The sequence below is a fragment of the Streptomyces sp. NPDC048636 genome (assembly GCF_040650655.1).
Lineage (GTDB): Bacteria > Actinomycetota > Actinomycetes > Streptomycetales > Streptomycetaceae > Streptomyces.
The window spans coordinates 26,118-52,365 of record NZ_JBEZHR010000007.1 but is presented as its reverse complement, the minus strand read 5'-3'; the positions used below and the strand labels follow the sequence as shown (position 1 = coordinate 52,365).

Sequence of the window (26,248 nt, the reverse complement as noted above, 5' to 3'; positions counted from 1 at the left end):
TCTCCTCCCAATGGAAGGAATCCCAGTGAAGCACCCCGACGACGACAACGAACTCTTCAACCGGCTTGAGGCCGAGATTGCGGCCGACTCCACCAGTGACGTGGTCGACCTGAACAAGGCCCGATCGGCTCGTGCCGAGTCGGCCGACCTCAACGCCGACCGGTCGGCCGACTCCCAGCCGACCGAGTCGGCCGACCCCGGGGCGGGGGAGTCGGACGACTCGGCCCCGACTCTGGTGGACCGTCGGGCGCCGACTCGGTCGGGCCCTGGGGTGATCGACCGTATCCGCGACTCCAAGCGGCTCGACGTGCTCCCCGCGTGGGTGAAGTCGGGGGCGGAGTTCAAGGACGCGATGAAGTGGCTGGCGGGCCACGTCGGGCACACCATCGCCTTCCACGCGGTGCGGGTGCCGTTCCTGTACGTGCCCAAGCTCATCTGGCGCTCCCCGCGCGGACTGATCAACGCCCTGGCCAGGGTCGGCCGATGGTCGGTGGACGCCGAGGGCGAGCCGCTGCGGCAGGCCGAGGCGCGGCGGGAGAACTCCGAGCTGTACCTGAAACTGTCCCGGCAGCGCGACCGCCGGGTACGGCTGCGCATGCTCGTCACGCTGCTGGGCGCCCTGGTCACCGGGGGCACGGCCTTGTTCCTGGTCTACGGTGCCGAGCCGGGCACGCAGTTCATTGCGGCGGCTGTGGCGATGCTGGGGCTGGGCTGGCTCGGGGCTCCGGCGGATGCGCCCTTGGGGACGCGGGCGGTCATCAAGACCGAGGTGCAGAAGCTGACCAGCGACATCGTGGTCAAGGCCATGGCGTCCATCGGCATCGGCCAGATCGCTTCGGCGGTGGCCAAGGGCGGGGACGGGATCAAGTTCGTCTCCCCGATCACCCGTGAGGGGCCGGGCTGGCGTGCGGACATTGATCTGCCGCTGGGTGTGACGGTGGCGGACGTGGCCGACCGCCGGGCACGGCTCGCTTCCGGTCTGCGGCGCCCGCTGGGGTGTGTGTGGCCGGACGCTGACCCCAACGAGCACGAGGGGCGGCTGATCCTGTGGGTGGGTGACCGGGACCTGTCCAAGACCGGCATCGTCAAGTGGCAGCTTGCCAGCGCCCGCCGTCATGACGTGTTCAAGCGGGTGCCGTTCGGTCTGGACCCGCGCGGCCGGGCCCAGTCGGTGCCGCTGATCCAGCACAACGTCCTGATCGGCTCCCAGCCTGGCCAGGGCAAGACCGCCTCGGTGCGCGTGCTGGCCTGCGGCGCGGCGCTGGACCCGTCGGTGGAACTGTGGCTGCACGAGAACAAGGGCACCGGAGACCTGGACTCCCTTGCCTGCGTCTCCCACCGGTTCGTCTCCGGTATCGATGACGACTCGATCAAGTACGCGGCCGACTCCCTGAAGCTGCTGCGCGAGGAAGTCATGCGCCGCGCCGCCGCCATCAAGAAGCTGCCCCGGGACCTGTGCCCGGACAAGCGCATCACCCGTGAGATCGCCAACAAGCGGTCGCTGAAGCTGTGGCCGCTGCTCGCTGTCTTCGACGAGTGCCAGAACCTGTTCGCCCACGCCAAGTACGGCAAGCAGGCAGGCGAGGACGCCGAGTTCATCATCAAGCTCGGGCGCGCGCTGGGCGTCATCCTCGTGCTGGCCACGCAGCGGCCGGACAAGGACTCGCTGCCCACCGGCATCAGCGGCAACGTCTCCATTCGCTTCTGCCTGCGGGTCGCCGGTCAGGTCGAGAACGACATGATCCTGGGCACCAGCGCGTACAAGAACGGCGTGCGCGCCACCGCCTTCCGCCCCGAGATCGACGCGGGCAACGGCTACCTCGGCGGCGCCGCCCCGCTCCCGGTCGTGGTCCGCACCGCCTACCTGGACGACAACGCCACCCACGCCATCGCCCAGCGCGCCCACGCGCTGCGCAAGGCCGAGAACACCCTGTCCGGCTTCGCCCTCGGCGAGGACGACGAGACCACCGCCGGGCCGTCGTATGACCTGCTCGCCGACGTCGCCGCCGTCGTGCCGGTCAGCGAAGAGCGGGTGTGGAACGAGCGGATTGCGGCCCGGCTGGCGGAGCTGCGACCGGAGGTCTACGGCGGTTGGAAGGGCGAGAACGTCACCAGCGCGCTCAAGCCGCACGGCATCAAGACCACCGGTATCGCCGGGACGACGGACGACGGCGCCCGCACCACCCGGCGCGGCATCGTCCGCGAAGACCTCATGAAGGCGATCGCGGAGCGTGACGAAAACCGGGGCGCGGCCTAGCCCCCGGGGCCCGCTACCGGTAGCGGGGGCACCTGCTACCGGTAGCACCCCCGCTAGCACCCCGCATCGGCTCCCACCAGGAATCTAGCGCATAGCACCCCACCAGCGGAAACCCCGAAAACGGCCCGGGAAGGCTCCCGATGACCCTCACGCTCCTTGCTATCGCCTGCCTGCTGCTCGTCACACTCGGTTACGCGGCGGTGTGTGCGGCGAGCCCGTTCGGCACCTGCCGCAAGTGCAACGGCTTTGGCCGCGCCATCACCACCGACCGCAAGGGACGCCCGAAGCCCGGCAAGACCTGCCGCCGCTGCAAGACCACCGGCAAGCGCATACGCGCCGGTCGCTGGCTCTACAACCGCGCCGCCCGCATCCACCGCGACGGCACTCGCTGACCCGCTCCCAGAAAGGAGCCCCACCATGACCGTCACCGTCTCCCTGGTGCTGCTGCTCGCCCTCGGCCTGGGTGTCCTGCTCAAGGGCGGGCACCTGCGCACCGGCGCTGCCGTCGTCGCCGTGCTGTTCGGCTTCTACCTCGCCAACACCGACGCCGCTCCCACCGTGACCAAGACCGTCACGTCCATCACCGACGCACTCACCGACATCGGCAACTAAGGGAGGCAGCCATGCGCCGCCAGGAACCGCCGAACGTCACCCTAGGGCCGATGGCCCCGCACATCCCTGCCGACCTCTACCGACAGGCCGAGGGTCAGCCCTTCGTCATCGTCCAGACCACCGCCGCGCCGCGTCGACCTGCACGGGCCTACGTGATGCCGATCGCCGTCGGGCTCGCCGGGGCGTTCGGGGTCATGGGCACGGTCGCCGCTGCCCTCGCGCTCTTCGAGTTCGCCGCGCGCACCGCCGCTCTCATCGGCTCGGCCGCCGGTCCGGTCGGCGTGGGCTTGTCCATCAAGCTCTTCCACCCCAAGACCAAGAAGTGACGCACCGGGGCGGCGGCCTCCCAGCCAAGGACAGCCCGCCGCCCCGGTTCTCCCCGCCCGTCCGAAGACAGACAGGAGGACTCAATAATGGCACCCGAGCCCGCCCCGTCGCCGTACGACAACGTGCGCGCGCTGCACGGTGGCGCCGAGCCTCGCAGTGACCGGATGCCCCCGCAGGATCTCGATGCCGAGCAATCCGTTCTGGGCGCCATGCTGCTGTCCGCTGCCGCCATCGATGATGTGGCCGCAGCAATGGACGCTGCCGACCACTACCGGCCCGCGCACGAGACGATTCACTGCGCCATTCGCGAGCTGCACGACCAGGGCCAGCCCGTCGATCCCATCACCCTCACGCACCACCTCGACAAGCGTGGCGATCTGGCCCGCGTCGGTGGCGCGAGCTACCTGCACACCCTCGTGCAGGCTGTGCCGACCGCCGCCAACGCCGAGTACTACGCCGAGATCGTGCGGGACAAGGCCGACCGCCGCCGCCTCATCGAGGCCGGTACCCGCATCGTGCAGATGGCGGCTGAGCCTGGCTCGGACGCGGAGCACGTCCGGGCCGCTGTGCTGGCCGAAGTCACTGAACTCACCGTCAGCCCGGCAGCGCAGGAGGACGGTAGTGCCGGCACTCCGACGGGACCCCCGAACCCGCTCTACGACGCGCGCCAGGGGATCCGTCGTCCGCATCGGCCGGGGCCGACGCCACATCCGGATGTGTTCTGCGGGTGGGTTGGCGAGACAGTGCGCGAGCTGGATCCCACGAGCGAGGCGGACCCGGTCGCGGTGCTGGTGAACCTGCTGTCAGCGGCCGGAGCGGTCATCGGCCGCCGCCCGCACCTGATGGTGGGCAACGACCGGCACCCGTGCCTGATCTGGGCGTTGACGATCGGCCCCACATCTTCGGGCCGGAAGGGGTCGGCGACGTCGACTGCTCGGCGGGTGCTCGCCGAGGCCCTGCCGGATTTCTTCGGCCCTGATCACACCCCACGCGGTCTGAACTCTGGGGAAGGGCTGATCGAGTACGTCAAGGACGACGACAGCGAGGACGCGTCCCACGCCAGCGTCGACAAGCGGCTGTGGGTCCTGGAATCGGAGTACGCGGTGACCATGAGCCGTGGGCGACGCGAGGGCAGCAGCCTGCCGGGCGTGCTGCGGCAGGCATGGGACGGGGACTCACTCGGCTCGATGGTTCGCGACTCCCTCAAGGCCACGGACCCGCACATCGCGATCCTCGGCCACATCACCCCCGAGGAGTTCCGGGCCAAGATGCAGGACTCCGAGATGGCGGGCGGCACCTACAACCGCTTCCTGCCGATCTTCTGCCAACGCAACCTCATCCTGCCGGGCTCACGCGGCGCCAGCCCGGAGCTGGTGGCCAACCTCGCCGCTGGCTGGCGCACGGTGCTCGCGGACGCTGCCCGGGTCGAAGAGGTCAAGTTCAGCCCGGACGCGTGGGCTATGTACTGCGACGAGGTGTATCCGGCACTCAGTGACGACGATGCGGTGGGCGGGGTGATCGCCCAGTTCACCGCCCGCGCCGCCCCGTACGTCCAGCGGGTCGCGATGGTCTACGCCCTGTGCGACCACACCGACACCATCGCCGAGCACCACATGCGCGCCGCCTGGCACCTCCTCGACTACGCCCGGGCGTCCGCCGTCCACCTCCTCGGCAACGTCTCGGGTGACCCCAAGGTGGACAAACTCGCCACCGCCGTCCGCGCTGCCGGAGCCGACGGTCTGACCGGCAGGGAGATCCACAGGTTGTTCAAGAACGCGGGCAAGGCCGAGCGCGATCGCATCGCCGCCGCACTGCTCGACCAGCCCGGCTATTCCCGCAGCCAGCGAGCCACGGGTGGCCGCCCGACCACCGTCCTCGCCTACACGGGCTGAGGCGCAAAGGGCGCGAAGGGCGATAAGCCCCGTGACCTGTGAGAACACGAGTCGCGAAGCCTGGCACTAAGTGGGGCGCGAACCTCCGGGGAGTGTGGGGGAGGGACTTAGCGCCCGACTTCCCGCCCCACTTAGTGCCGGGCAAACCCGCAGGTCGGAAGGCTTTCCGCCCTTCGCGCCCTTTGTGCCCGCCAGGGCGCACGAAGGGAACTGACGATGTCCCTCCCCTCTACCTATGAGGCCGTGACCGTCCCCGAGGTTATGGCGGCCCTGCGGCTGAGCCGCAGCAAGGTCTACGACCTCATTCGCTCCGGGCAGCTTCGGAGCTTCACCGTCGGTCGGGCCCGCCGCATCCCCGCTGACTCTCTCCGCACCTTCATCCACAACCAGATCGAGGAGGCCGCCTAAGTGGCCAAGCGTGCCAACGGCGAAGGCAGCATCACGCAACGCAAGGACGGGCTCTATCACGGTCGCGCGTACGTGATGACGACGAGCGGGATCCGCAAGCGGGTCTCCGCCTATGGCAAGACGCGTGAGGAGGTTCACGCGAAGATCACGGAGCTTCAGGCACAGGACCTCAAGGGGGTTCCCACCCCCGACACCAACATGAAGATGGCGGAGTACCTGACGTACTGGCTGGCCACCGTGGTCAAGCCTCAGCGGCGTCCGAAGACGTACCAGGGCTACGAGAGCGTCGTACGCGTCCACCTGACACCGGGCCTTGGCCGTAAGAAGATCCGGACGCTTCGGGCCGCCGAGGTTCGCGTGTGGCTCCGGCGCGTGGCCACTGAGTGCCAGTGCTGCAAGAACGGTTGGGACGAGACGCGCGACAAGGCCGTGTGCTGTGCGGCGGGGGAGTGCTGTGGCTCGTACCTCTCGCGCCGAATGGTCCAGTCGATCCATGCGGTGCTGAGGAACGCTCTCCAGAACGCCGTCCGGGAGGAATTGATCGTGCGGAATGTTGCCCAGCTCGTACAGGTCCCCACTCCCTCCTATGGGACGGGGAAGGGTCTCAGCGTCGCTGAGGCTCGCCTACTGCTCAAGGAGTCCCAGGACGACCGGCTGCACGCGCTCTACGTCGTCGCCCTCGCCATGGGCATGCGGCGCGGCGAGCTGCTGGGGCTGCGGTGGGATGCCGTCGACCTCGACCGGGGATCGCTGATCGTGGAACGGTCGCTTCAGCGGGTGGACGGTGAGCTGACGCTGGTGATGCCCAAGACCGACTCATCGATCCGGACGATTCCCTTGCCCGCGCTCGTCACCAAGGCGCTCATCGCGCACCAGGAGCGGCAGAAGCAGGAGCGGGCGGCGGCCGGGATCCGGTGGAAGGAAACCGGGCTCGTCTTCACCTCCCGCGTGGGCACACCCATCGAGCCGGACAACATCCGGCGGAGCTGGGACCCGCTCCGCCGCCGCCTCGGGCTGGAGATGCGTTTCCATGACCTCCGCCACACCTGCGTGACCCTGCTGCTCGACCTCGGCGTGCCCCCGCACGTGGTGCGGCAGATCGCTGGACACAGCGATATCGGGGTGACGATGAAGGTCTACGCCCATGCCTCGCTGGACGAGCAGCGGAAGGCGCTCGGGAGTCTCGGAGACAGGCTCTCCTGACACCGTTGGCGTACGCGTTGGCGTAGTGAGCACGCAAAAGGCCCCGACGGGCGAACCCGTCGGGGCCTTTTTGCTGTTCAACGGCAGTGGCTGGGGCCGGGGTCGAACCGGCGACCTTCCGCTTTTCAGGCGGACGCTCGTACCAACTGAGCTACCCAGCCGCAGCGGTCCTGACGGGATTTGAACCCGCGGCCTCCACCTTGACAGGGTGGCGAGCACTCCAAACTGCTCCACAGGACCTTGCGTGTACGAGCACGAGTCTCGCACAAGATGGCGTGCGTTCCCAACGGGATTTCTCTCGGTGGATTCGCATTCCCCGCGACCTTCGCAGGAGGGGCTCTTCCGGGCTCCGCCGAGTCGATGTCGCTGGATCAGCGTATCAGACCTCGGAGCGTGTTCTGACCGCTCACGAGGCCGTGCGGGAGCGGGTACACAAAACGCCGCAGGTCGCCCCGATGGGGTATCTGACCTGCGGCGATATAGAGAATCTGTGCCCCCAACGGGATTCGAACCCGTGCTACCGCCTTGAAAGGGCGGCGTCCTGGGCCACTAGACGATGAGGGCCGATGGCTCACCTGGGCGCCTGGCGGCGCTTTCGGGGACGCGAGAAGCATATGGGATGCCGGGGAAGTTCGCCAAAACGGTTTACCCGGTGCCGGGTGTCGACGTCGCCCCCGGGGTGTTCTCGGCCGGGAGATGGCGGCTGACCTCGGCCTTCGAAAGGCCCAGACCGCCGAGGTCGATCTCGTCCCACGCCTGGAGCCGGTGGGTGTCCCGGTCCAGGTAGAGGACCGACGCCTGGACCTTGTCGGGGTCGCCGTCGTCCACCGCGCGCAGTCCGCTGCCGCCCGTGGAGCCCTCCGTCATCAGCCGGGTGCCGCCCGGGAGGACTTCCGTACGGCGGTGGTGGACATGGCCGGTGAGGGCGAGCGGGACGGTGCCGTCGGTCTCCCGGGCCGCGACCGGGTTATGGGCGAGGGCGACGTCCACGGGTGGGTCACCGGCCGCCTTCCGGGCCCGGATCGCGTCGGCCAGCCGTCGGCCCGCGCGGTGCTCGGCCGGGTCGCCGGAGGCGGCGACGGAGCGGTCCGGGGTGAACTGCGGGTCGCCGATACCCGCGATCCGCAGTCCGCCGACGGTGGCCACCGTGCCGTCGTCGACGACATGGACGTTCTTACGGGCGGCGATATAGCGCTGGGTGGTCGCCGAGTCGTGGTTGCCGCGTACCCACACATACGGCGCGCCGAGCGTCGAGACCGGGTCCAGGAAGCCGTTCTCGGCGGCGGTGCCATGGTCCATCGTGTCGCCCGTGTCCACGATCACGTTGATCTTGTACTGCCGGACCAGCGATTCGACGATGTGCCAGGCGGCCGGGTTCAGATGGACGTCCGAGACATGCAGCACCCGCATCGTCGTCGGGTCGGGCTGATACGCGGGAAGGGTCGAGGTGACCTCGTACAGCTGGGTCACATTGGTCACCAGCCTGGCCAACTCCTGCTGGTAGACATCGAATTCCGTGACGATGCTGCGCGCGTTGCCGACCACCGACGGAGCGCTGGAGAGCAGCCCGGAGTAGCGCGGCTCCAGCACCGACTTCGGGTTCCAGGTCGCGTACGCGGCGGCGCCCGACGCGGCGAGCAGCGACAGCGCCAGCCCCCCGGCGGCCAGCGCCCGGCGCGGGCGGCGGTAGACGGCCAGGCCCAGCGCGGTGGCGCCGAAGACGACGGCGACGCAGGAGCGCACCGCGAGGTCGAGGGTGCCGTGGGCGACATCGCTCGCGACCTCCTCCTGAAGGCCGGAGAGCCGTTCGGGGTGATCGACGAGCGCCTCGGAACGCACCGGATCGAGCCGGTCCACATCGACGTCCAGCCGGACCGGCGCGTGATGGCTGTCGAGCTCCAGCGCGCCGAGCGGAGACACATTGATCTTGGTGCCGCCGACGAACGACGGCCGCAGCGCCATCCGGGTGTCCATGGGGCCCACGGAGGTGTGGACGCTGCCGACGACCAGCAGCCCCATCCACGCCCCGAGGACGGTCACGACGGCCAGCCCGGCGGCCCGGACCAGCGGCCGGGGGTGTGGGGCCGGGACCAGGGCGGTGAGGCGGCTGGGGGAGTGGCTGGTGGAGCGGTGGGTGGAGCGGTTGGGGTGGTCGCGGCGAATGGTGCGTAGGGAGGCGGCCGCAGCCCGTGCGCGCTGAGCGGTGGCGCGGAGCAGCCGGAGCGTTTCGCGGGCCATTGGGCCCGTATGCCCTGCCGTCCGGTGCCGCATACCTGGAGCCACGGCCGGGTCCGTTCGGCGAACAGGAACGTTCGCCTTTCGACGAAGTGGGCCACGCACCGCGCCTTTCCGGGCCCCGCTGCCCGACAATGGCCACGTGTTGGAGATGACGCGCGAGGAGTTCGAGGAACTGGTCGCCGAGGCGCTGGACCGGATTCCGCCGGAGCTGACCCGGCTGATGGACAACGTCGCCGTGTTCGTGGAGGACGAGCCACCGGCCGACGATCCCGAGCTGCTCGGGTTGTACGAGGGGACGCCGCTCACGGACCGGGGCGAGTGGTACGCGGGCGTACTGCCGGACCGGATCACCATCTACCGGGGGCCGACGCTGCGTATGAGCGAGACGCGGGAGGAAGTGGTCCAGGAGACGGAGGTGACCGTCGTGCATGAGATCGCCCACCACTTCGGGATCGACGACGAACGGCTGCACGCCCTCGGCTACGGCTGAGCGGGCGGGGTGCGGTGGTCGCCTACCGCGCCCACCCCTGGCCCCCGGGCTCGGCCCGGCGGCCGGGGCGGGCGTCCGAAGGGCGCTTCCGCCCCGCCGTGCCCGGGCCACCGCGCCACCGCGCCCACGCCCAGGCCGGGCCTACGCCTTGGCTCCCGCCCATGCCCGCGACCGGGCCGCGCCCACGTCCGCGACTAGCCCCCGCCCGCGACCGACCCGGTCCCGCCGTGCCTGGGCCCCGCGCCCCGCCCACGCTCAGGCCACGCGCGTGCCCGCGACCGGCCAAGCCCAGGCCGGGCCTACGCCTTGGCTCTCGTCTATGCCCGCGACCGGGCCGCGACCACGTCCGCGACTGGCCCCCGCCCGCGACTGTCCCGGCCCCGCCGTGCCCGGGCCCCGCACACGCTCAGGCCACGCCCGTGCCCGCGACCGGCCACGCCCGCGACCAAGCCACGCCCACGACGGGCCCCACGCCTGCGCCCGCGCCCAGACCGAGGCCGGGCGGTCAGGCCGAGGCCTGCGCCGCGGCCCCCGCCTACGCCCGCGACCGGGCCGCGCCTGAGCCACGTCACGCCTACGCCCGGGCCGGGCGTCTGAAGGGCGCCTCCGCCCCTCCATGACCGGGCTCCGCGCCCTGCCCACGCCCAGGCCACGCCCAGGCCCACGCCTACCCCGAGCCCGGCTGCCAGGGCGGGCGTCTGAAGGGCTCCGCCCCGCCGCGCCCGGGCCACCGCGCCCACGCCACGCCCACGCCTTGACCTCGCCTACGCCCGCGCCCGGGCGACGCCCACGCCATGCCTACGCCCAGGCCGGGCCCCGCCCATCACCGGGCCGCGCCCGCGACCGCCCGGCTGGCCGGGCCAGGCATGGCGGCCGGGGCGCGTGCCGCCGTCGGTCGGTGTCGGTGCTCATCGGGTATCACTCGCGTACCGGCCGCGGCGGACGCGTGTCCTGGGCGGGGCGGGGCCAGTTGGGCAGTGCGTCACAGCCCTGCGGCCTGGAGGTGTCCCGCGCATGCCCGGATCCCCCGCTCCACGCACCGACGACCCGTCCCACCGGTCCCCCCGGACCGACCGTCCGGCGCCCGCCGGACCGGATGCGTCTTCCCGTACGCGGCGTGCGCCGCGCATGACGGCGCGCGGCGCGGCGGTCGTGAGCCTCGTGGTGGCGGCGATGGCCCTGGGCGGCTGTATGAGCATCTCGGACGACCCCGAGCGGCCGGACAAGCACCGCAGCTCCCAGGAGAAGGGCGGGACGGACGACTCCGGCGGTTCGGTGGTGCGGTCGGGCGGCAAGGGCCACCCGTACACCGGCCACGAGCGGGACGGGAAGGGCGGGAAGAAGGGCGAGCGGCGGAAGGGCCACGAACGCGGGACGCCGTCGGCCAGCGCGTCGGACCCCGAGGAGTCGCCCACACCGTCGTCCGGGAAGAAGCACGGCTCGGCACAGGACCGTCCGGCCCCCTCCGCGCCGCCGCAGCCGGGCGGCGGTGAGCCCTCCGCTCCGGCCCCCGAGCCCCACCCCACCACCGCGGCGCCGACCGCCCCCGACCCGAAGCCCACCCCGCCCGAGCCCACGTCCCCGCCCGCCTCCACCGACGCGCCCGCGGGCTGACCCACGGAGAGCTGATCCACCCCGGCTGGAGCGAATTTGCTCTTGAGGGGTGGGAGTGCGTATGGTGGTAGATCGTTTGATCCCATTTGCCCGGCGCCTCATTGAAGTGCGTCGCGAGGCGCGTTCCTTCCCATCCTGTGGCTGACCGCATTGAGGCGGTTGTTTGCGACTCACACGGAGTTTGGGCGCGTGCCGAGACTCCGGAAGGTTTCGCATTTCGCATGTCCGTTTCCACTGATCACGCCGTCATGCCCGCGCTCGATGAGCAGCAGCCCGAGCAGGCTCACCAGGACCAGCCGCAGGACCAGCCGCAGGACCAGCAGGACCAGCCGCAGGACTCGCAGGACCAGAAGACCCCCGAGATCACCTTCGGCGACCTCGGGCTTCCCGAGCAGATCGTCCGCAAGCTGGCGCAGAACGGCGTGACCACGCCCTTCCCGATCCAGGCCGCGACCATCCCCGACGCCATGGCCGGCAAGGACATCCTCGGCCGCGGCCGTACCGGCTCCGGCAAGACCCTCTCCTTCGGCCTTCCGCTGCTGACCACGCTGGCCGGCGGCCACACCGAGAAGAAGCGTCCCCGCGGCCTCATCCTCACCCCGACCCGCGAGCTCGCGATGCAGGTGAGCGACGCGCTCCAGCCTTACGGCGATGTGCTGGGCCTCAAGCTCAAGGTCGTCTGCGGCGGCACCTCGATGGGCAATCAGATCTACGCCCTGGAGCGCGGCGTCGACATCCTCGTCGCCACCCCGGGCCGACTGCGCGACATCATCGACCGCGGTGCCGCGACCCTCGACAAGGTCCAGGTCGCCGTCCTCGACGAGGCCGACCAGATGGCCGACATGGGCTTCCTGCCCGAGGTCACCGAGATCCTCGACCTGGTGCCGGCCGGCGGTCAGCGGCTGCTGTTCTCCGCGACCCTCGAGAACGAGATCGACACCCTCGTCAAGCGCTACCTCGTCGACCCGGTCACCCACGAGGTGGACGCGGCGCAGGGCGCGGTGACCACGATGACCCACCACGTGCTCGTGGTGAAGCCGAAGGACAAGGCGCCGGTCACCGCCGCCATCGCGGCGCGCAAGGGCCGCACCATCATCTTCGTGCGGACCCAGCTGGGCGCCGACCGCGTCGCCGAGCAGCTGTGCGACGCGGGCGTTCGGGCCGACGCGCTGCACGGCGGTATGACCCAGGGCGCCCGTACCCGCACCCTGGCCGACTTCAAGGACGGCTACGTCAACGTCCTGGTCGCGACCGACGTCGCCGCGCGGGGCATCCACGTGGACGGCATCGACCTGGTGCTGAACGTGGACCCGGCCGGTGACCACAAGGACTATCTGCACCGCTCCGGCCGTACGGCCCGCGCGGGCCAGAGCGGCACGGTCGTCTCGCTCGCCCTGCCGCACCAGCGCCGCCAGATCTTCCGGCTGATGGAGGACGCGGGCGTGGACGCCTCCCGCCACATCGTGGGCGGGGCGGGCGCCTTCGACGAGGACGTGGCGCGGATCACCGGCGCCCGTTCGCTCACCGAGGTGCAGGCCGAGGCGGCCGCCAACTCCGCCAAGCAGGCCGAGCGTGAGGTCCAGGACCTCACCCGGGAGCTGGAGCGGGTCCAGCGGCGGGCGACCGAGCTGCGCGAGGAGTCCGACCGGCTGGCGGCGCGCGCGGCGCGCGCGGCGCGCGAGCGCGGCGAGACCTTCACTCCCGAGGCCACGACCGGTGCCGACACGGCCCAGGCGACGCAGCCGGCCCAGGCGTCCGGCGAGGCCGCGGAGACCACCACGACGGTTCCGGCGCAGCGTACGGGCGAGTCCGCGGCCGTCCCCGCCGCCGAGGCCGTGGGCGGCGACGACGCGTCGCGCCGTCCCTCGTACGACCGCCGTGACGACCGGGGCAACTTCGACCGCCGGGACCGGCGCGACGAGCGTCCGTTCAACCGTGACCGTCGTGACGAGCGTGGCGACCGGGGCGACCGTGGTGGCTTCAACCGTGACCGCCGTGACGACCGCGGTGGCTTCAACCGCCGTGACGACCGTGGCGACCGCGGATTCAGCCGTGACCGCCGCGACGACCGCCGTGACGACCGCGGTGGCCGTTCCTTCGAGCGCCGTGACGACCGGGGCGACCGCGGTGACCGGGGCGGCTTCAACCGCGACCGGCGCGATGAGCGTCCGTTCAACCGTGACCGCCGTGACGACCGCGGTGGCTTCAACCGCCGTGACGACCGTGGCGGCCGTTCCTTCGAGCGCCGTGACGACCGGGGCGGCTTCAACCGCCGTGACGACCGCCGTGACGACCGTCCGGCCGGCCGCCCCTTCGAGCGCCGTGACCACGCCCACCGCGGCGGGGACCGGCCGTTCAACCGTGACCGCCGTGACGAGCGTCCGGCCCGCCGTGACGACCACCGCGGCGGCGGCACCGGCGGCCGGTCGCACGACCGTTCCTTCGACCGCCGTGCCGACAAGCCGCGCTGGAAGCGCAACGGCTGACCGGAACGGCTGACCGCGGCGACTGACCGCAGCGGCTGAAGCCGCTGACCCGGGCGCTCGCCCGGAGCGATGAGGGCCGTGCAACACCGCGCTGTTGCACGGCCTTTCGCTCCTGGAGGGTATTGGCTCGGGTCTTGGCCCGCGGTCGAGCTATGCTGCGGGGGTGCGGGTCATTAGCTCAATTGGCAGAGCAGTGGACTTTTAATCCATTGGTTCAGGGTTCGAGCCCCTGATGACCCACCGACGAGGCCCGTGCCGGGCGATTCCGGCGCGGGCCTCAGCTGTACCGTCGGCCGCCGGCGCGGCCGGACGGCGGTGACCGGCGCATTTCCGCCCGACCATCGTGTACCCGGATGACTCGGACGACCCGGACGACTGGACCGGGCGCCAGCCCCGCGGAAGGCGGTACGCCCTACGCCGCCTTGGCCGGGCCGGGCGGCCCATCCCCCAGCCATGAGCGGAAACTGACGCATATTCCGAAACGGGGCACACGATCGGCCCATCGTGGACGTGCGAATCTCCCGAAGTGTGCTCCGGACAACTGACGACCCGTCCGAAGCCCTGTCGAGATCCGCCGATGACCTGTGGTTTTCTCATGCCGCAGAGAGCGGCGAGAGGGGGCTCCGGAGAACCGTCGGAGGGGCTGCGGACCCGACATCGCCGCACGTCGCGACCGCTCGTCCAGCGCCCGCGCGGATGCCGAACGTCGATCTTCCGCACAGTCTGATGCTGCTGATCTCTGCTTGCTCGGCTCGCTCAGAACGCTTAAGGAGACACCTCGTGCGACTCGCGACAACGACCCGCGGTTTCATCCCCGTCATCGCACTGGCGGTATCGGCGTGGGCGCTTTCCGTCCCCGCCTCCGCCGCGGAGCTCCGGGGCGGGGGAGGGGGCGGCGGCCATGGATCGGGTCAGGCCCCTGTCCCCTGTGGGGATGAGGCGGCGCTGGTCGCCGCGGTGACCGCCGCCAACAACCAACCCTCGGGCGGCACCGTAGCGCTGGCCACGGGGTGCGTGTACCCGCTGACGTCCGCGGCGGCGACCGGTGCCAACGGCCCCGACGGACTGCCCATCATCACCGGGAACGTGACCCTCACCGGCCTCGGCGCGACCATCCAGCGCAGTGCGTCGGCTCCGGAATTCCGTATCGCCGAGGTGGCCGCCGGGGGCAGGCTCACCGTCAACAACGTCACGCTGGCCAACGGCGACGCCACCGCCGGGGGCGCCATCGACGGCGGAGGCATCCTCACGTTCGGCAGTCTGACGATGAGCCGGGCGACCGTCACCGGCAATACCGCGAGCAATGTCGGCGGAGGTATCGAGGTCGCCTCGGGTGCCACCGCGAAACTCTCGAGCACGGATGTGACGCACAATACGGCCGGAGACGGCGGCGGTATTCACATCAATACGGCGGCCAATGCCGTTATCAGCGGCGGCAACATTTCCGACAACACCGCGGTGAACACCGGTGGCGGTGTCGGGAACTTCGGCACGACAACGCTGAGCAGTGTCTCGGTGAAGAGGAACCGGACGACCAACTTCGAAGGCGGCGGAGTCGTCACTTCCGGCGGGCCCCTGATTATCAGCGGGAGCACGATTCAGCAGAACACGGCCGGGAGTTTCGGCGGCGGAATCGCCAACCTCGGCAGCACGCTGACCGTGTCGGGCACCTTGGTGGCCGACAACACCGCCGCCCTGAACGGCGGCGGGCTGTTCAACCACGCGGGTACCGCCCAGCTGACCGGGGACTTCATCACGAGGAACACGGCCAACGGCGGCCCGGGGAACACGGGCGGCGGCATCTTCACCGACGGCGGCACGGTGACGCTCAACGCGACGATGGTGCTCGCCAACAACCCCGCGAACTGCCAGCCGGCCATCGGTATGTGCACGACCTGACCCACGGCCCGCGACCCCCTCGAAAGCCGGGCGACCCTGGAAGCATCGCTTCCAGGGCCGCGGCGCTCTCGATGAGAGGCGGAGGGTCAGCAGTCCTTGTGGTGCTTGGTCTTCGCCTTGACCTTGACCACCTTGGCCTTGGCCTTCACATGCTTCTTGGCCGTGACCTTGGCGTGCTTCTTGGCGGTGGCCTTCACATGCTTCTTGGCGGTGGCCTTGGTCTCCTTCTTGGCCTTCACCTTCTTGTCCTTGTGCACCACCGGCGGGTCGACCGCGATGTTGGTGCAGTTCGGGCCAAGGTCGACGTCGCCGGTCGGAGCCAGGACCGCGGCCTCGGCACCCAGGCCGGTGTTGGTCTCGCACTCGTTGCTCTGCGACACGTGGTCACCGGTGGTGAAGTTGACACAGTCCGGGTTGGGGTCGAAGTCCCCGGTGCCCGAGAGCAGGGGCACCTCGGCCTCGGTGCCGAGGTTGAGGTCGCACTTGTTGGACTGCCTGACGCCATCGCTCTGCGGGAACAGACCGTACGCACTCGCGCTACCTGCGCCACCGACGACCATCGTGCCCGCGGCCGCCGCGGCCATGAGAGCTACCTTCTTGCTGATCTGCATTGTGCTGGTGCCTCCATATCAGGTTCTCCGCGAATGATCCGCAGACACCACCTCAACGAAGTTTGCGCTCAGCAGGATCCGGGGTATACGGGCGCGTCACCCATACGCCACAGTAAAGGTATATTCAGTCGGCGCGGCAGGTTGAAATTCACATTTCCCGTCGCCGGGATCAGATAAATATGCGAACGCGACCCCCGGGAAAGGTGATCCCGGAGGTCGCGTTCATGACCGGAAGAGCGAGCGGAGCGAACGGAGCGAACGGGGAGGGCGGGGCGAGAAGCCCGATCCGAAGAGCCGTGGTCCAACGGGAGCCGACGGCTTCTCGTCAACGGCCCTGGGTGCCGCTCGCCGTCTTGGCGGTGCTCGCCTTCTGCTTCGCCGCGCCGTTCGTGGGGTCGGCCCCGGCGATGTTGGTGCAGGTCGTCTCGTGGGTGACCTCTCCGGTGCCGATCGAGATCGGACCGAGGACCGAGGTCGTCTTGCAGTCGTTGGACTGCTTGGTCACCTCGCCCGACTTGCTGATGTTGACGCAGTTGGTCCGCTGCGTGACGTCGGAACCGCTCAGGTTGACGGTGACGGGACCGATGACGGAATGGGTCCGGCAGCGATTGCTCTGCTCGGAGACGCCGGACTCGGCGTAGTTGACACAATTGGTCTCGGTCGTGACGTCCGACGTCACCAGTTCGACTCCGCCGATGACGGAACTTGTGTCGCAGCGGTTCTTCTGACTGCCTCCGCCATTGGGGGCGGCCTGGCGAGCGGCGCTGTTGTCGGCAGCGTCGGCTCCCCCCGCGCCGCCGATGAGCAGCACACCCATGGCCGCTACAAGAAGCGCCGTCCTCTTGCGCATGTGCATAAAGAACCTCCAAGTGGATTCTTGGCTGATCTCAGCGAGCATCTGACGAACGACGGCGGTCGCTGAAAGCCTTTTACGTGGAAACGGCCCTGGAAGCGGAACTTCCAGGGCCGCAGGTCCCAACGGGGGGAAGTTTCACGGTGTTCCGGCTGGATGCGGGAACACCGTGAGCTGGTCAAGCGACTCAGCGACGCACTCAGTCCTCGTCGACGGCGATGTTGGTGCAGTTGCTGCCGATGTTCACGTCACCGACCGGCGCGAGGCCGGCGACCGGGGCGATGGTGCCGGTCGCGGTGTCACACTCGTTGCTCTGGAAGACGTTGCCGGAGCTGTTGGTGAAGTTGATGCAGTCGGCGCCGACGTTGATGTCGCCGGTCGGGGCGGCCCCACCGACCGTGGCGATGGTGCCGGTCGCGGTGTCGCAGTGGTTCAGCTGGGCAACGAAGCCGTCGCCGCCGTTGTGGGCGAGGGCGCTGCCAGCACCGCCGATGACCAGGGCACCAGCAGCAGCGGTCAGGAGAATTGCCTTCTTGCCGATGTTCACTTAATTCCTCCGTCTGGGTTGCGCCGCGAATTCACGGACGTCTGACTCAACGAAGCTCATCAGTTAAGGCTTCGGTTCACCACTCAGCTTCACCCGTCCGGCAGAACGCGACTTCTCTGACGCGTGTTCTCCGCGATTCCCGCAATCGATACCGGAAGAAGTGGCATTTGGAGCAGTAAGGAGGCAGTAAGGGGCCTGGCGCTTCCGGGAGCGCTTCCGACAAAACTGAGGGGGCTGGAAGAGGCGGTCCGGAGGGGGTCCGTCCGGATCACCGCCGCCGTCCGGACCGCGTACCGGACCGCGTACCGACGGATCGGCCAACGGGGCCCACGGCGCGGCGGCCGGACCGGGTGAGTGATACATCCGGGTTCGTCGGCGCAGAACTATGTGAGGCACAGTCACATCGGCAGCTTCGCCGAACCGCAGCGCGGCCCGTGTTCACGCCGCTACGCTAAGTGCGCGAAGCAGTCGCCCGGGGGGCGCGGCGCATCAAGGCCGGGAGGCGGGAGGACGGACATGGGGCACTCACGAGGGGGCGGGACCCCCGCCGAGCTGATGGACGGGCTGCTCGCCCGCGCGGAGAACGGGTTCGAGATCGGTGAAGCGGTGCTGACCCGGGCGCGCGGCGCCCTGATGCACCAGTCCGAGCTGCGGTCCTGCCGCCAGTGCAACGACCCGTCCGGTGCGCTGGGCTACAGCACGTACCGCCATGTCTTCCTGCTCCCCGACGGCAGCAGCCTGCTGCTGTGGGAGCTGGAGCACAGCACCGGCCCGGAGGACGGCCGCCACCACGAGCTCTATGGCGACGAGGACGCCCTCGCGTTAGCCGAGCGGCGGGTGTACGAGCGGGTCGGCGGTGCCCGGTGGGAGGAGCTGGACGGCTTACCGCTCTGGCTGCCGGAGCAGTTGCTGCACCAGGCCACCGAGCCGGTGGAGTCGCCCCGCACCTATGTGGCCGACAATTCGGCCGATCACGCCCGCCGGGTGCTGCGCCGCGCCGAGAACCCCGACCGGCCGGGCGAGGAGACCGAGCGTCTGCTGGAGGCCGCGTTCGCGCATGACATCGCGCTGGCCCCCAAGCCGCGCCGCCGCTCCGGTGGGCCCGACACCACCTGGTGCCGCTTCTACGAGCACGCCTTCCTGCTGGCCGGTGGGGACGAGATCGTGCTGTGGGAGCTGGAGCACAATCTGACCCACGACGGCCGGCTGGTGTGCGAGGTCTATCTCGACGAGGTCTCCGCCGAGCTGGCGGCGGACCGCCACGCGCGGGCGCTCGGCGTCGACCTCTGACGTCCGCCGCGCCCCCGGCGCCCCCCGGCGCCTTCCGCGTCCACGGACGCCGTAGAGGCCCGTCCAGGCGCCCGTAGTCCGCCGTGCCACCCCGCCCCACCCACATGGGCGCCACCGATTCGCCTGGTGGCCCGTCAGCCGGAAGCCTGGGGTGACGGGCGGCGGCCGCGAGGACCGGCGCGCTCCGGCTGCGGACCAGGGAAAGCGGGAGAGACCGGTGCGGGTGCGAGGGAACGGGGCTCGTACGAGCGCCCGTACGGAGCGGGGTGCGAGCTGGCCGCGCCGTGCCCGGACCCGTACGCGCAGCCGCCCCCGGACCCGTCTCCATATGCTTGTCGACACCAGCGCCCCGAGCGCGCCCGCCGGGGCCACGGCGGGCGGCGGCCCGGCCGACGAGTCGCTCATTGGCGGGTCGGGCCGGCGGCTGGCGCGCTGGATCCCCGGACTCCTGATCGTCGGCGGCATCATCTTCGACCTCAGCTCCCCCGCCAACTACACGGCGGGCCCCTTCCTCGCCGCCGCCCCGCTCGTCGCCGCTCCGCTGCTCAACCTGTGGGCGACCGCCACCACGGCGGTCTTCGCCCTCGCCGCGGCGGTCACGCTGGCCGAGTTCCACGGTGTGAAGGACCCCAGTCAGGCCCTGTCCGAGATCATCACCGTCGCGACCGTCACCCTGCTCGCGCTCCTCATCAACCGGCTGGTACGCCGCAGCGACCGGCGGCTGGCCTCGGCGCGCGGTGTGGCCGAGGCGGCCCAGCGGGCCGTTCTGCCCGTACCGCCCGCCCGGCTGGCCGGGCTGGATGTCGCGGCGCGCTATGTGGCGGCGGAGAAGTACGCCGCGATCGGCGGTGACCTGTACGCGGTGCAGGACACCCCGCACGGCGTACGCCTGGTCGTCGGCGATGTGCGCGGCAAGGGGCTCCAGGCCGTGGAGACGGTGGCGATCCTCATCGGCTCGTTCCGGGAGGCGGCGGAGCAGGAGACGACGCTGGAGGGGCTGGCGGGGCGGCTGGAGCGGGCGTTGCAGCGGGAGGGTGCGCGGCGGGTCGACCTCGAGGGGTTCGAGGGGTTCACCACGGCCGTACTGGCCGAGATCCCGCGCGGTGATACGACCCTGCGGGTGATCAACCGCGGCCATCCGCCGCCGCTGCTGCTGGAGGGGGGCGGCGAGGGCGGCCGGGCGGACCGGGACGGCTGCACGGTGCGCCGGGTGGACCCCGAGGCGTCGGCGCTGCCGTTGGGGATGGGGGAACTGGGCGGCTGGCCGGACCGGGTGACGGAGCTGGCCTTCGCCGAGGGCGCCACCCTGCTGCTCTTCACCGACGGGGTCACCGAGGCGCGCGACCGGGAGGGCGCGTTCTACGACCCGGAGGACCGGTTGCGCGGTCACTGCTTCGGCGGTCCGGGGGAGCTGCTGGACGCGCTGGTGACCGATGTCGAGCTGCATACGGGTGGCGGGACGTCCGACGATATGGCGCTGCTCGCGCTCCGCCGCCGGTCCGCGGGGCCGGGCCGGGGGAACGGCAACGGCGACGCCGAAGGGAACGGCAACGGCGACGGTGAGGGACTCGTGAAGGGATCCGGCCACGGTCCGTAGCCGACCATGCCCTCTACGCATAACGATTGATGCACGATCAGCGGTTCCAGGGTTTTGCCAACCCTTTCCCGTGGTGGTAACTCGCCCCTGTATGTCCGTACTTGGCCGCTAAGTTCATGCCAATGCTGCGCTGATTCCTCAGAACAGCTTGGAATCACACAGCGCTCTCTATTAACGTTCGATAACGCAGCGCGGTCGTCACAACCGTCGCAAGGGCGGCACCGTGCGCCGTCGCCGAATCCCGTCACGCACAGCGGCAGTAGCAACACCGCACCACAGCAGCACCAAGGGAACCGGGGAACCACCACCTTGGGGTGAATCGGGTCGAACCTGACCCGTAGGAGACCTTCCTGCTCCGAACCCGTCAGCTAACCCGGTAGGCGAGAGGGAAGGAAAGGAGTGCGCCCCAGTGGCGTCCAACAGGTCTCTCCTGGACGAGGCTCCATACCGCGCATCGGGCGGCGGTCCCGGCACGGCCACCGCCTTCGGCCCCGGTTTCGACGCCACCAGTGGAGGCATACGGGCCGGTGGCGGAATCGGCACCGAGCCCGACGCTGACATCGCCGCTGAGGGGGACCACGGGGCGTACGCGGCGGACGCCGCCGACGGTCCGGCGGGCCCCGGGCCCGACAGCGAGACCTGGGAGGAATGGAATCCCACCGAGGAGTCCATCTCCGTACGCGGCCGGCACCGCGTGGCCAAGCAGCGCGGCGGGACCATGGCGCGCAGTGGCGCCGTCCTCGGCGTCGGTGTCATCGCGGCGGTCGGCGCGGGCGGGATGGCGAGCGCCAAGGACCGTCCGGCGGCGCCCATATCGATGCCCGACCTCTCCCATGTCGCCGACGAGGTCAAGGACCGCCTCCCGGACGCCGATGAGCTCCCCGGCATCGGCTCGATGGTCTCCGACGGCGGCTCCGCGACGACGGCCAACGCCGCCCCCCTCTCCCGGGCCGGGCTGACCACGCAGGACGAGGCGAGCGGCACCACCGACGCCGGTGAGGCGCTGCGCGCCCGGATCCTCCAGCAGGCCGAGAGCCAGCAGAACGCGGCCGACGAGGACGAGCGGACCGCCGCGGCCAAGGCCGCCGCCCAGAAGGCCGAGAACAAGGCCGCCGACGAGGCGGCCGACCGTAAGGCCGAAGCCGCGGCCGCGAAGAAGGCGGCCGAGCGGAAGGCCAAGGAGGCCGCCGAGCGCAAGGCCGAGGCCGAGCGCCGCGCCAAGCTGGCCACCGCGTACACCCTCCCCGTCGCCTCGTACACGCTGACCGCGGGGTTCGGCCAGGCCGGTGACATGTGGTCCGCCGACCACACCGGCCAGGACTTCGCCGCCCCGACCGGCACCCCCGTCAAGGCGGTGCACGGCGGCACCATCACCCAGGCGGGCTGGGCCGGTTCATACGGCTACCGCATCGTGCTCAAGCTCGATGACGGCACCGAGGTCTGGTACTGCCACCTGTCGTCCATGGTGGCCACCTCGGGCAAGGTGACCACCGGCGATGTGATCGGCCGCGTCGGCGCCACCGGCAATGTCACCGGCCCGCACCTCCACCTCGAGGTACGTCCCGGCGGCGGTTCCCCGATCGACCCGATGCCCTGGCTGCGCGAGCACGGCCAGAACCCCTGATACCTCCCCGATCTCCCTGACCCCCGATACTCCGGCGGCTCTGGCGCTCTCTCCCCCCTTGACGCCAGGGCCGCCGGTTTTCTGCGCGGAGGCGCGGGAGCCGCGGACAGTGCGGGAGCCGCGTACGGTGCGGGAGCCGCGGACGGCGCGGAGGGCGCGGGAGCCCGTTCCCCGGAACAAGGTCATCCGCGGGGGCGTTGAAGCAACCCATGGCTGACAACAGGCAGAAGATCGGCGACCTTTCCGTCTCCCCCCTCTCCCTCGGCGGGAACGTCTTCGGCTGGACCGCGGACGAGACCGAGTCCTTCACGGTGCTCGACGCCTACGCCGCCGCGGGCGGCAACTTCATCGACACGGCCGACGTCTACTCGGCCTGGGCGCCCGGCAATCAGGGCGGTGAGTCCGAGACCGTCCTGGGCAACTGGTTCGCCTCCCGCGGCAACCGCTCGGACATCGTCCTCGCCACCAAGGTCGGCGCCGGCTCCCCGGAGCGCCGCGGGCTCTCCCCGGCCGCCATCAGGTCCGGCATCGAGGACTCCCTGCGGCGGCTGCGCACCGACTACATCGACCTCTACTACACCCACTATGACGACGAGTCGGTGTCGGTGGAGGAGATCGCCACCACCCTGGACGCACTGGTCCGGGAGGGCAAGGTCCGCGAGATCGGGGCCTCCAACATCAGCGCCGAACGGCTCGACGCCTTCCTGACCTTCTCCACCCGGGAGGGGCTGGCCCGCTACGCCGCCCTCCAGCCCCACTACAACCTCGTCTCCCGTGCCACCTTCGAAGGCGGGCTGGCCGACGTGGCCACTCGCCACGGTGTGGCGACTGTCCCCTATTACGCGCTCGCCGCCGGCTTCCTCACCGGCAAGTACCGCCCCGGCACCGCGGTCGAGAGCCCCCGCTCCTCAAGTGCGGCCAGGCACCTGGAGACAGCGCGCGGGCGGAAAGTCCTCGCCGCCCTCGACGAGATCGCCGCGCACCACGGCGTCGAGCACGCCACAGTCGCCCTGGCCTGGCTCACCGCCCAGCCCACGGTGGCCGCCCCGATCGCCAGCGCCCGCAACCTCGCCCAGCTCCCGCCCCTCCTGGCGGCGGCGGACCTCAGCCTGACCCAGCGGGACCTGGACCTGCTGACGAGGGCCTCGGCCTGAGCCGAACGCGGCGGGCGAAACCCCCTCCGCCCGCCGCGGTCGACACATCGACCCCTACGAACGCCGATCGGCGAGGGCCCAGGAGGCAAGCGCGACCCCACCGGCGACCGCGAACACCGACGGCCAGGCCCCGACCTTCCTGGCGAGGGGATGCGACCCGGCGAACGCGGCGATGTACATCCCGCTCAGCGCGGCTGCCGTCCCGTTCCCGGCCTTCTCCCGCCACCCCCGGGCAGCCACCGCCCCGGCGGCGGCCAGCGCCACGCCGCCCAGGGGCCGCTTCTTGGTCCACCGGGCCACCCCGTACCCCCCGACCAACCCACCCGCGGCCACCACACCCGCCGGAACACCAGCCATCCCGATACCTCCACTTAAAGGGTCTCCTTCACCGACCCTACGTATGAGGCACTCTTCAACGGGCCCTGTCCAAGGGACAGGGGGCCAGGTGGCTCCTCAGCTCAGCTGATCCCGACGTACAGCCGCGACGAAGTTCCCCCAGGCGCGGAGCGAGAACCCGAGCATGGGCCCACCCCGGTCCTTCGAGTCCCGCACGGCGGTCGTGCCCGTCCGGAAGGTGACCTCGACGCATTCAGTGTTCCCGGGGCCGCTGTATGAGGATGTGAACCAGGCGCCATCTCTCTCGGATATACAGGGCTCGCGCATCAGATCTCCTCACGGACGCGTTCGATGAGTGCGGAGGACGAGGCCATGTCCAGCGCCTGGGCGCGAAGGTAGTCGAACGCGAGCCGGTAGCGCTCCAGTTCCTCATCCTTCTCCATGAAGAGCGAGCCGACATGGATGTCGACGTACACGACGTCCAGCGAGGGCTCGGCGCCGCCGAGGATCACAAAGCTGCCCATGGCGGCGGAGTGCGCGCCCTTGGCGAAGGGCAGCACCTGGAGTGTGATGTCTGGCGACTCGTTGGCGCGCAGCAAGTGCTCCAGTTGCTCCCTCATCACCTCACGTGAACCGATCCCGCGCCGGATCACCGACTCGTCGAGGATGGCCCACAGATGGGGCGGCTTCGGCCGATTCAGAATCTCTTGCCGCTTCATGCGGAGGTCAACAAGGCGCTCGATCTCCTCCGCGGACAACCGCATCTCGGACGCGTGCTGCATCGCTTCCGTGTAGCCGCGCGTCTGCAGAAGCCCCGGCACATAGAGACAGGCGAAGTGATCCTCGCGGACGGCCTCGTCCTCAAGAGTGAACAGCAGGTTCATGCTCTCCGGAAGGGAATCCGCGAAGGAGTTCCACCAGCCTTGCTGCTTCGCGTCCTTGGCGAGGGCCACAACGGCGCTGCGCTCGGCCTCACTCGCCCCGTACTCGCAGCAGAGCGCGTCCACGATGGGCCACCGCACGGGCCCCTCCTGAGTCTCGTACCGGCTGACGGTCGCCTTCGAGACGCCGACGAGCCGACCGGCCTCCTCCAGCGTCATCCCCTTGCGGGCCCGGAACTTGCGCATCATGACGCCGAGCTGGCGTCGGCGAGTAGTGGCCCGCGCTGGCATGGCGGCTACCTCTTCCTGTGGGGCTGGCGGCGAAGGACGAGGCCAGCTGCAACAAGGCTAGGACCGGGCGAAGTTGGCGAAGTACCGAATCACCCGTTCGAGATTCCGTGAGAAGTTACATGGCGAGACTTCTCGCTGCCATACTCGCAGTAGTGAGGCTACGCAGTGCAGTCGTACGGACACGGCTGGGCGCAGTACTGTCGTAGCGCCCAAGGGAGTGTGGCCATGTACCGCTACTCAGTCATCGAGTCCCCACCACGCCGATGCGTCCTCCCCTTGATAGCCGACGCTCCGCAACTGGCGGGCCTCCGCCGGGCCGTCAGAGCCGAGCTCGCCGTCTGGGGCATGTCGGCGCTGGCCGACGAGGCGGAGCTGATCACTGCGGAGCTGGCGTCGAACGTGATCAACCACGTCGGCCAGGGTTCCGCGGCCACCCTCGTCCTCGACGCCGGCTCGGATCAGCTCCGCGTGGAGGTGCACGACAAGAGCGACAAGGTGCCTCAGCGCCTCAACCCGACGTGCGACGAAGAGTCCGGCCGCGGCCTGCAACTCCTATCCGCCCTGTCCCCCTCATGGGGCACGATCCGCACAGCGGCCGGCAAAGCGGTCTGGTGCGAGCTACCGCTGACCCCGGACGAAACCCGCCGCCGCATCCAGCGCGCGACGACCGTGATGGAGAACTATGGCCTTGCGGTCGGCAGCCCGACCGCAAGGCTCACCCATCGCCCGGTTCTGGAAGAGTCGGCGACCAGCCTGATCCTGGACCTGCTCCACTGGCTCACAGCACACGACCTCGACCCCGACGACATCCTCGACCGGGCCCAGATCCACTTTGAGGCTGGGGCACAGGTGGCCTAGGTATGAAAGCCGCGGGGCCGACGGAGCATGCTTACCCTGCTGCCTTCCGGATCTCGGTGCGAAGGGCGGTGGGGGTGCGCCACGATTCGCCGGGTCGGCCCCTGTGGCACATGCGATGACAGTTGGAGCACAGGAGGGCGAGGTCGTCCAGCTTGGTTTCGCGCGGCCCGGATAGGTGGAGGGGCAGCAGGTGGTGCACTTCTATGTAGCCTTCGCCGATCGCTCCGTAGAAGCGGCCGAAGTGGAAGTCGCAGACTTCGCACGTCAACGGTCGGCCAAGGCTTCGCACGCTGTCGATCTTGCGCTGCCGCAGCTTGGGATCCCGCTCACGCGAGATTGTCCAGCGCGCGAGGAGGCGGCCTTCGACGCCGGTGACACCGTCCTCGGCAATCTCGTCCGGCTGCTCGGGTATCCGCTGGAGTTCGCCAGAGCGGATGCCGGTTGCGATTGCCCTGGCTGCGTTGGCCATTCTCGAAGGCTGGGAGACGAAGTTGGCGATCACCTCCCGGTCCAGGCGCCCACACCTGGTGGGCTTCCCCTGGTATGCGGGGTGGTTCGTAGCCAGGTCGCTGGTCTTGCGGCTGACGCTGCCGACAGATCGGAAGGTGGGCACCCTCTTGACCGCGTCGCCGTGCAGGGGGAGCGAGCGGAGCAGCCTCGACAGCTCCTGTGTCCGTGGGTCGCTTTCGCGCAGCTCGCGCCAGTCGTTCTCGACGACGAGTACGCAGGCCAGAAGCAGTTCGTCCCGGGTCCATGCAGGGCTTCGCATAGGGCGCATAG

The 26,248-nt window shown here is 70.2% G+C and carries 23 protein-coding genes, 4 tRNA genes, 1 pseudogene and 1 riboswitch; of the genes and pseudogenes, 17 read left to right on the top strand and 11 right to left on the bottom strand.

All coding sequences use genetic code 11. The features are described from left to right. Nucleotides 1-25 precede the first annotated feature (25 nt). The 7 genes and pseudogenes from AB0C66_RS20295 to AB0C66_RS20265 all read left to right on the top strand — a co-directional run bounded on the left by AB0C66_RS20295 (nucleotide 26) and on the right by AB0C66_RS20265 (nucleotide 6,699). Complete coding sequence (locus AB0C66_RS20295; protein ID WP_362440105.1) at nucleotides 26-2,257, top strand: cell division protein FtsK; 2,232 nt, start codon at nucleotides 26-28, stop codon at nucleotides 2,255-2,257. Nucleotides 2,258-2,397: 140 nt separating this feature from the next. After that, the gene (locus AB0C66_RS20290) at nucleotides 2,398-2,649 is read left to right on the top strand and encodes a hypothetical protein (protein ID WP_362440102.1); all 252 of its coding nucleotides are present in this window, start codon (nucleotides 2,398-2,400) and stop codon (nucleotides 2,647-2,649) included. A gap of 25 nt (nucleotides 2,650-2,674) precedes the next feature. Next, nucleotides 2,675-2,869 carry a hypothetical protein gene (locus tag AB0C66_RS20285; protein ID WP_362440099.1) on the top strand — a complete coding sequence of 65 codons (195 nt, stop codon included), beginning with the start codon at nucleotides 2,675-2,677 and terminating at the stop codon, nucleotides 2,867-2,869. 11 nt (nucleotides 2,870-2,880) lie between these two features. Then, the gene (locus AB0C66_RS20280; RefSeq protein ID WP_362440096.1) at nucleotides 2,881-3,195 is read left to right on the top strand and encodes a hypothetical protein; all 315 of its coding nucleotides are present in this window, start codon (nucleotides 2,881-2,883) and stop codon (nucleotides 3,193-3,195) included. A gap of 87 nt (nucleotides 3,196-3,282) precedes the next feature. Continuing rightward, nucleotides 3,283-4,854 (top strand): annotated as a pseudogene (locus AB0C66_RS20275) (DnaB-like helicase N-terminal domain-containing protein); the annotation flags it as partial. 450 nt (nucleotides 4,855-5,304) lie between these two features. Continuing rightward, on the top strand, nucleotides 5,305-5,496 hold the full coding sequence (locus AB0C66_RS20270) for a helix-turn-helix domain-containing protein (protein WP_362440093.1): 192 nt from the start codon (nucleotides 5,305-5,307) through the stop codon (nucleotides 5,494-5,496). Continuing rightward, nucleotides 5,497-6,699, top strand: a complete 1,203-nt coding sequence (locus AB0C66_RS20265) for a tyrosine-type recombinase/integrase (RefSeq protein ID WP_362440090.1) — start codon at nucleotides 5,497-5,499, stop codon at nucleotides 6,697-6,699. It begins immediately after the preceding gene. A gap of 87 nt (nucleotides 6,700-6,786) precedes the next feature. Here AB0C66_RS20265 and AB0C66_RS20260 read toward each other — a convergent pair. The 4 genes from AB0C66_RS20260 to AB0C66_RS20245 form a co-directional block, all read right to left on the bottom strand. Then, nucleotides 6,787-6,860: transfer RNA gene (locus AB0C66_RS20260), tRNA-Phe, on the bottom strand. A 4-nt stretch (nucleotides 6,861-6,864) separates the two neighbouring features. After that, nucleotides 6,865-6,939 (bottom strand) — tRNA-Asp (locus AB0C66_RS20255). A 251-nt stretch (nucleotides 6,940-7,190) separates the two neighbouring features. Beyond that, nucleotides 7,191-7,263 (bottom strand) — tRNA-Glu (locus tag AB0C66_RS20250). 81 nt (nucleotides 7,264-7,344) lie between these two features. Continuing rightward, entirely contained in the window at nucleotides 7,345-8,937 is a 1,593-nt protein-coding gene (locus AB0C66_RS20245) for a metallophosphoesterase (protein ID WP_362440087.1), read from the bottom strand. A 139-nt stretch (nucleotides 8,938-9,076) separates the two neighbouring features. Here AB0C66_RS20245 and AB0C66_RS20240 point away from each other — a divergent pair, with 139 nt between their 5' ends. The 5 genes from AB0C66_RS20240 to AB0C66_RS20220 all read left to right on the top strand — a co-directional run bounded on the left by AB0C66_RS20240 (nucleotide 9,077) and on the right by AB0C66_RS20220 (nucleotide 15,426). Then, nucleotides 9,077-9,427, top strand: coding sequence for a metallopeptidase family protein (locus AB0C66_RS20240; RefSeq protein ID WP_254744832.1), 351 nt, complete (start codon nucleotides 9,077-9,079; stop codon nucleotides 9,425-9,427). 1,128 nt (nucleotides 9,428-10,555) lie between these two features. Continuing rightward, nucleotides 10,556-11,041, top strand: coding sequence for a hypothetical protein (locus tag AB0C66_RS20235; RefSeq protein ID WP_362440084.1), 486 nt, complete (start codon nucleotides 10,556-10,558; stop codon nucleotides 11,039-11,041). A 221-nt stretch (nucleotides 11,042-11,262) separates the two neighbouring features. Beyond that, nucleotides 11,263-13,527: a DEAD/DEAH box helicase gene (locus AB0C66_RS20230; protein WP_362440081.1), complete on the top strand. Its 2,265-nt coding sequence runs from the start codon at nucleotides 11,263-11,265 to the stop codon at nucleotides 13,525-13,527. A gap of 167 nt (nucleotides 13,528-13,694) precedes the next feature. After that, nucleotides 13,695-13,767: transfer RNA gene (locus AB0C66_RS20225), tRNA-Lys, on the top strand. Between the two features lie 717 nt (nucleotides 13,768-14,484). Continuing rightward, nucleotides 14,485-15,426: a right-handed parallel beta-helix repeat-containing protein gene (locus tag AB0C66_RS20220; protein WP_362440078.1), complete on the top strand. Its 942-nt coding sequence runs from the start codon at nucleotides 14,485-14,487 to the stop codon at nucleotides 15,424-15,426. A gap of 86 nt (nucleotides 15,427-15,512) precedes the next feature. Here the strand turns inward: AB0C66_RS20220 and AB0C66_RS20215 are convergent, their stop codons facing one another. The 3 genes from AB0C66_RS20215 to AB0C66_RS20205 form a co-directional block, all read right to left on the bottom strand. Beyond that, a complete protein-coding gene (locus tag AB0C66_RS20215; protein ID WP_362440075.1) occupies nucleotides 15,513-16,037 on the bottom strand; it encodes a hypothetical protein in 525 nt (174 codons plus the stop codon). 325 nt (nucleotides 16,038-16,362) lie between these two features. Continuing rightward, nucleotides 16,363-16,887: a hypothetical protein gene (locus AB0C66_RS20210; protein WP_362440072.1), complete on the bottom strand. Its 525-nt coding sequence runs from the start codon at nucleotides 16,885-16,887 to the stop codon at nucleotides 16,363-16,365. 202 nt (nucleotides 16,888-17,089) lie between these two features. Then, a complete protein-coding gene (locus AB0C66_RS20205; protein ID WP_362440070.1) occupies nucleotides 17,090-17,437 on the bottom strand; it encodes a hypothetical protein in 348 nt (115 codons plus the stop codon). Between the two features lie 516 nt (nucleotides 17,438-17,953). On the opposite strand from AB0C66_RS20205, the gene AB0C66_RS20200 reads away from it, so the two are divergent. From AB0C66_RS20200 to AB0C66_RS20185, 4 genes are all read left to right on the top strand, one after another. Further along, nucleotides 17,954-18,727: a DUF6227 family protein gene (locus AB0C66_RS20200; protein ID WP_362440067.1), complete on the top strand. Its 774-nt coding sequence runs from the start codon at nucleotides 17,954-17,956 to the stop codon at nucleotides 18,725-18,727. A gap of 328 nt (nucleotides 18,728-19,055) precedes the next feature. Continuing rightward, entirely contained in the window at nucleotides 19,056-20,324 is a 1,269-nt protein-coding gene (locus tag AB0C66_RS20195) for a PP2C family protein-serine/threonine phosphatase (protein ID WP_362440064.1), read from the top strand. Between the two features lie 222 nt (nucleotides 20,325-20,546). After that, nucleotides 20,547-20,722: riboswitch (cyclic di-AMP (ydaO/yuaA leader) on the top strand. An 11-nt stretch (nucleotides 20,723-20,733) separates the two neighbouring features. Beyond that, nucleotides 20,734-21,948, top strand: coding sequence for a M23 family metallopeptidase (locus AB0C66_RS20190; protein WP_362440061.1), 1,215 nt, complete (start codon nucleotides 20,734-20,736; stop codon nucleotides 21,946-21,948). Nucleotides 21,949-22,157: 209 nt separating this feature from the next. After that, nucleotides 22,158-23,102: an aldo/keto reductase gene (locus AB0C66_RS20185; protein ID WP_362440058.1), complete on the top strand. Its 945-nt coding sequence runs from the start codon at nucleotides 22,158-22,160 to the stop codon at nucleotides 23,100-23,102. A 54-nt stretch (nucleotides 23,103-23,156) separates the two neighbouring features. Here AB0C66_RS20185 and AB0C66_RS20180 read toward each other — a convergent pair whose 3' ends face one another. The 3 genes from AB0C66_RS20180 to AB0C66_RS20170 form a co-directional block, all read right to left on the bottom strand. Further along, nucleotides 23,157-23,459 (bottom strand): hypothetical protein, encoded by a 303-nt coding sequence (locus tag AB0C66_RS20180; protein ID WP_362440055.1) that lies wholly within the window; start codon nucleotides 23,457-23,459, stop codon nucleotides 23,157-23,159. Nucleotides 23,460-23,555: 96 nt separating this feature from the next. Next, entirely contained in the window at nucleotides 23,556-23,765 is a 210-nt protein-coding gene (locus tag AB0C66_RS20175) for a DUF397 domain-containing protein (RefSeq protein WP_362440052.1), read from the bottom strand. Then, on the bottom strand, nucleotides 23,765-24,610 hold the full coding sequence (locus AB0C66_RS20170; RefSeq protein WP_362440050.1) for a helix-turn-helix transcriptional regulator: 846 nt from the start codon (nucleotides 24,608-24,610) through the stop codon (nucleotides 23,765-23,767). Before AB0C66_RS20170 ends, AB0C66_RS20175 begins: the two co-directional genes overlap by 1 nt. A 225-nt stretch (nucleotides 24,611-24,835) precedes the next feature. Here AB0C66_RS20170 and AB0C66_RS20165 point away from each other — a divergent pair, with 225 nt between their 5' ends. Continuing rightward, nucleotides 24,836-25,468: an ATP-binding protein gene (locus AB0C66_RS20165; protein WP_362440047.1), complete on the top strand. Its 633-nt coding sequence runs from the start codon at nucleotides 24,836-24,838 to the stop codon at nucleotides 25,466-25,468. A 31-nt stretch (nucleotides 25,469-25,499) separates the two neighbouring features. On the opposite strand, the gene AB0C66_RS20160 is transcribed toward AB0C66_RS20165, so the two are convergent. Next, entirely contained in the window at nucleotides 25,500-26,246 is a 747-nt protein-coding gene (locus tag AB0C66_RS20160; RefSeq protein WP_362440044.1) for an HNH endonuclease, read from the bottom strand. Nucleotides 26,247-26,248 lie beyond the last annotated feature (2 nt).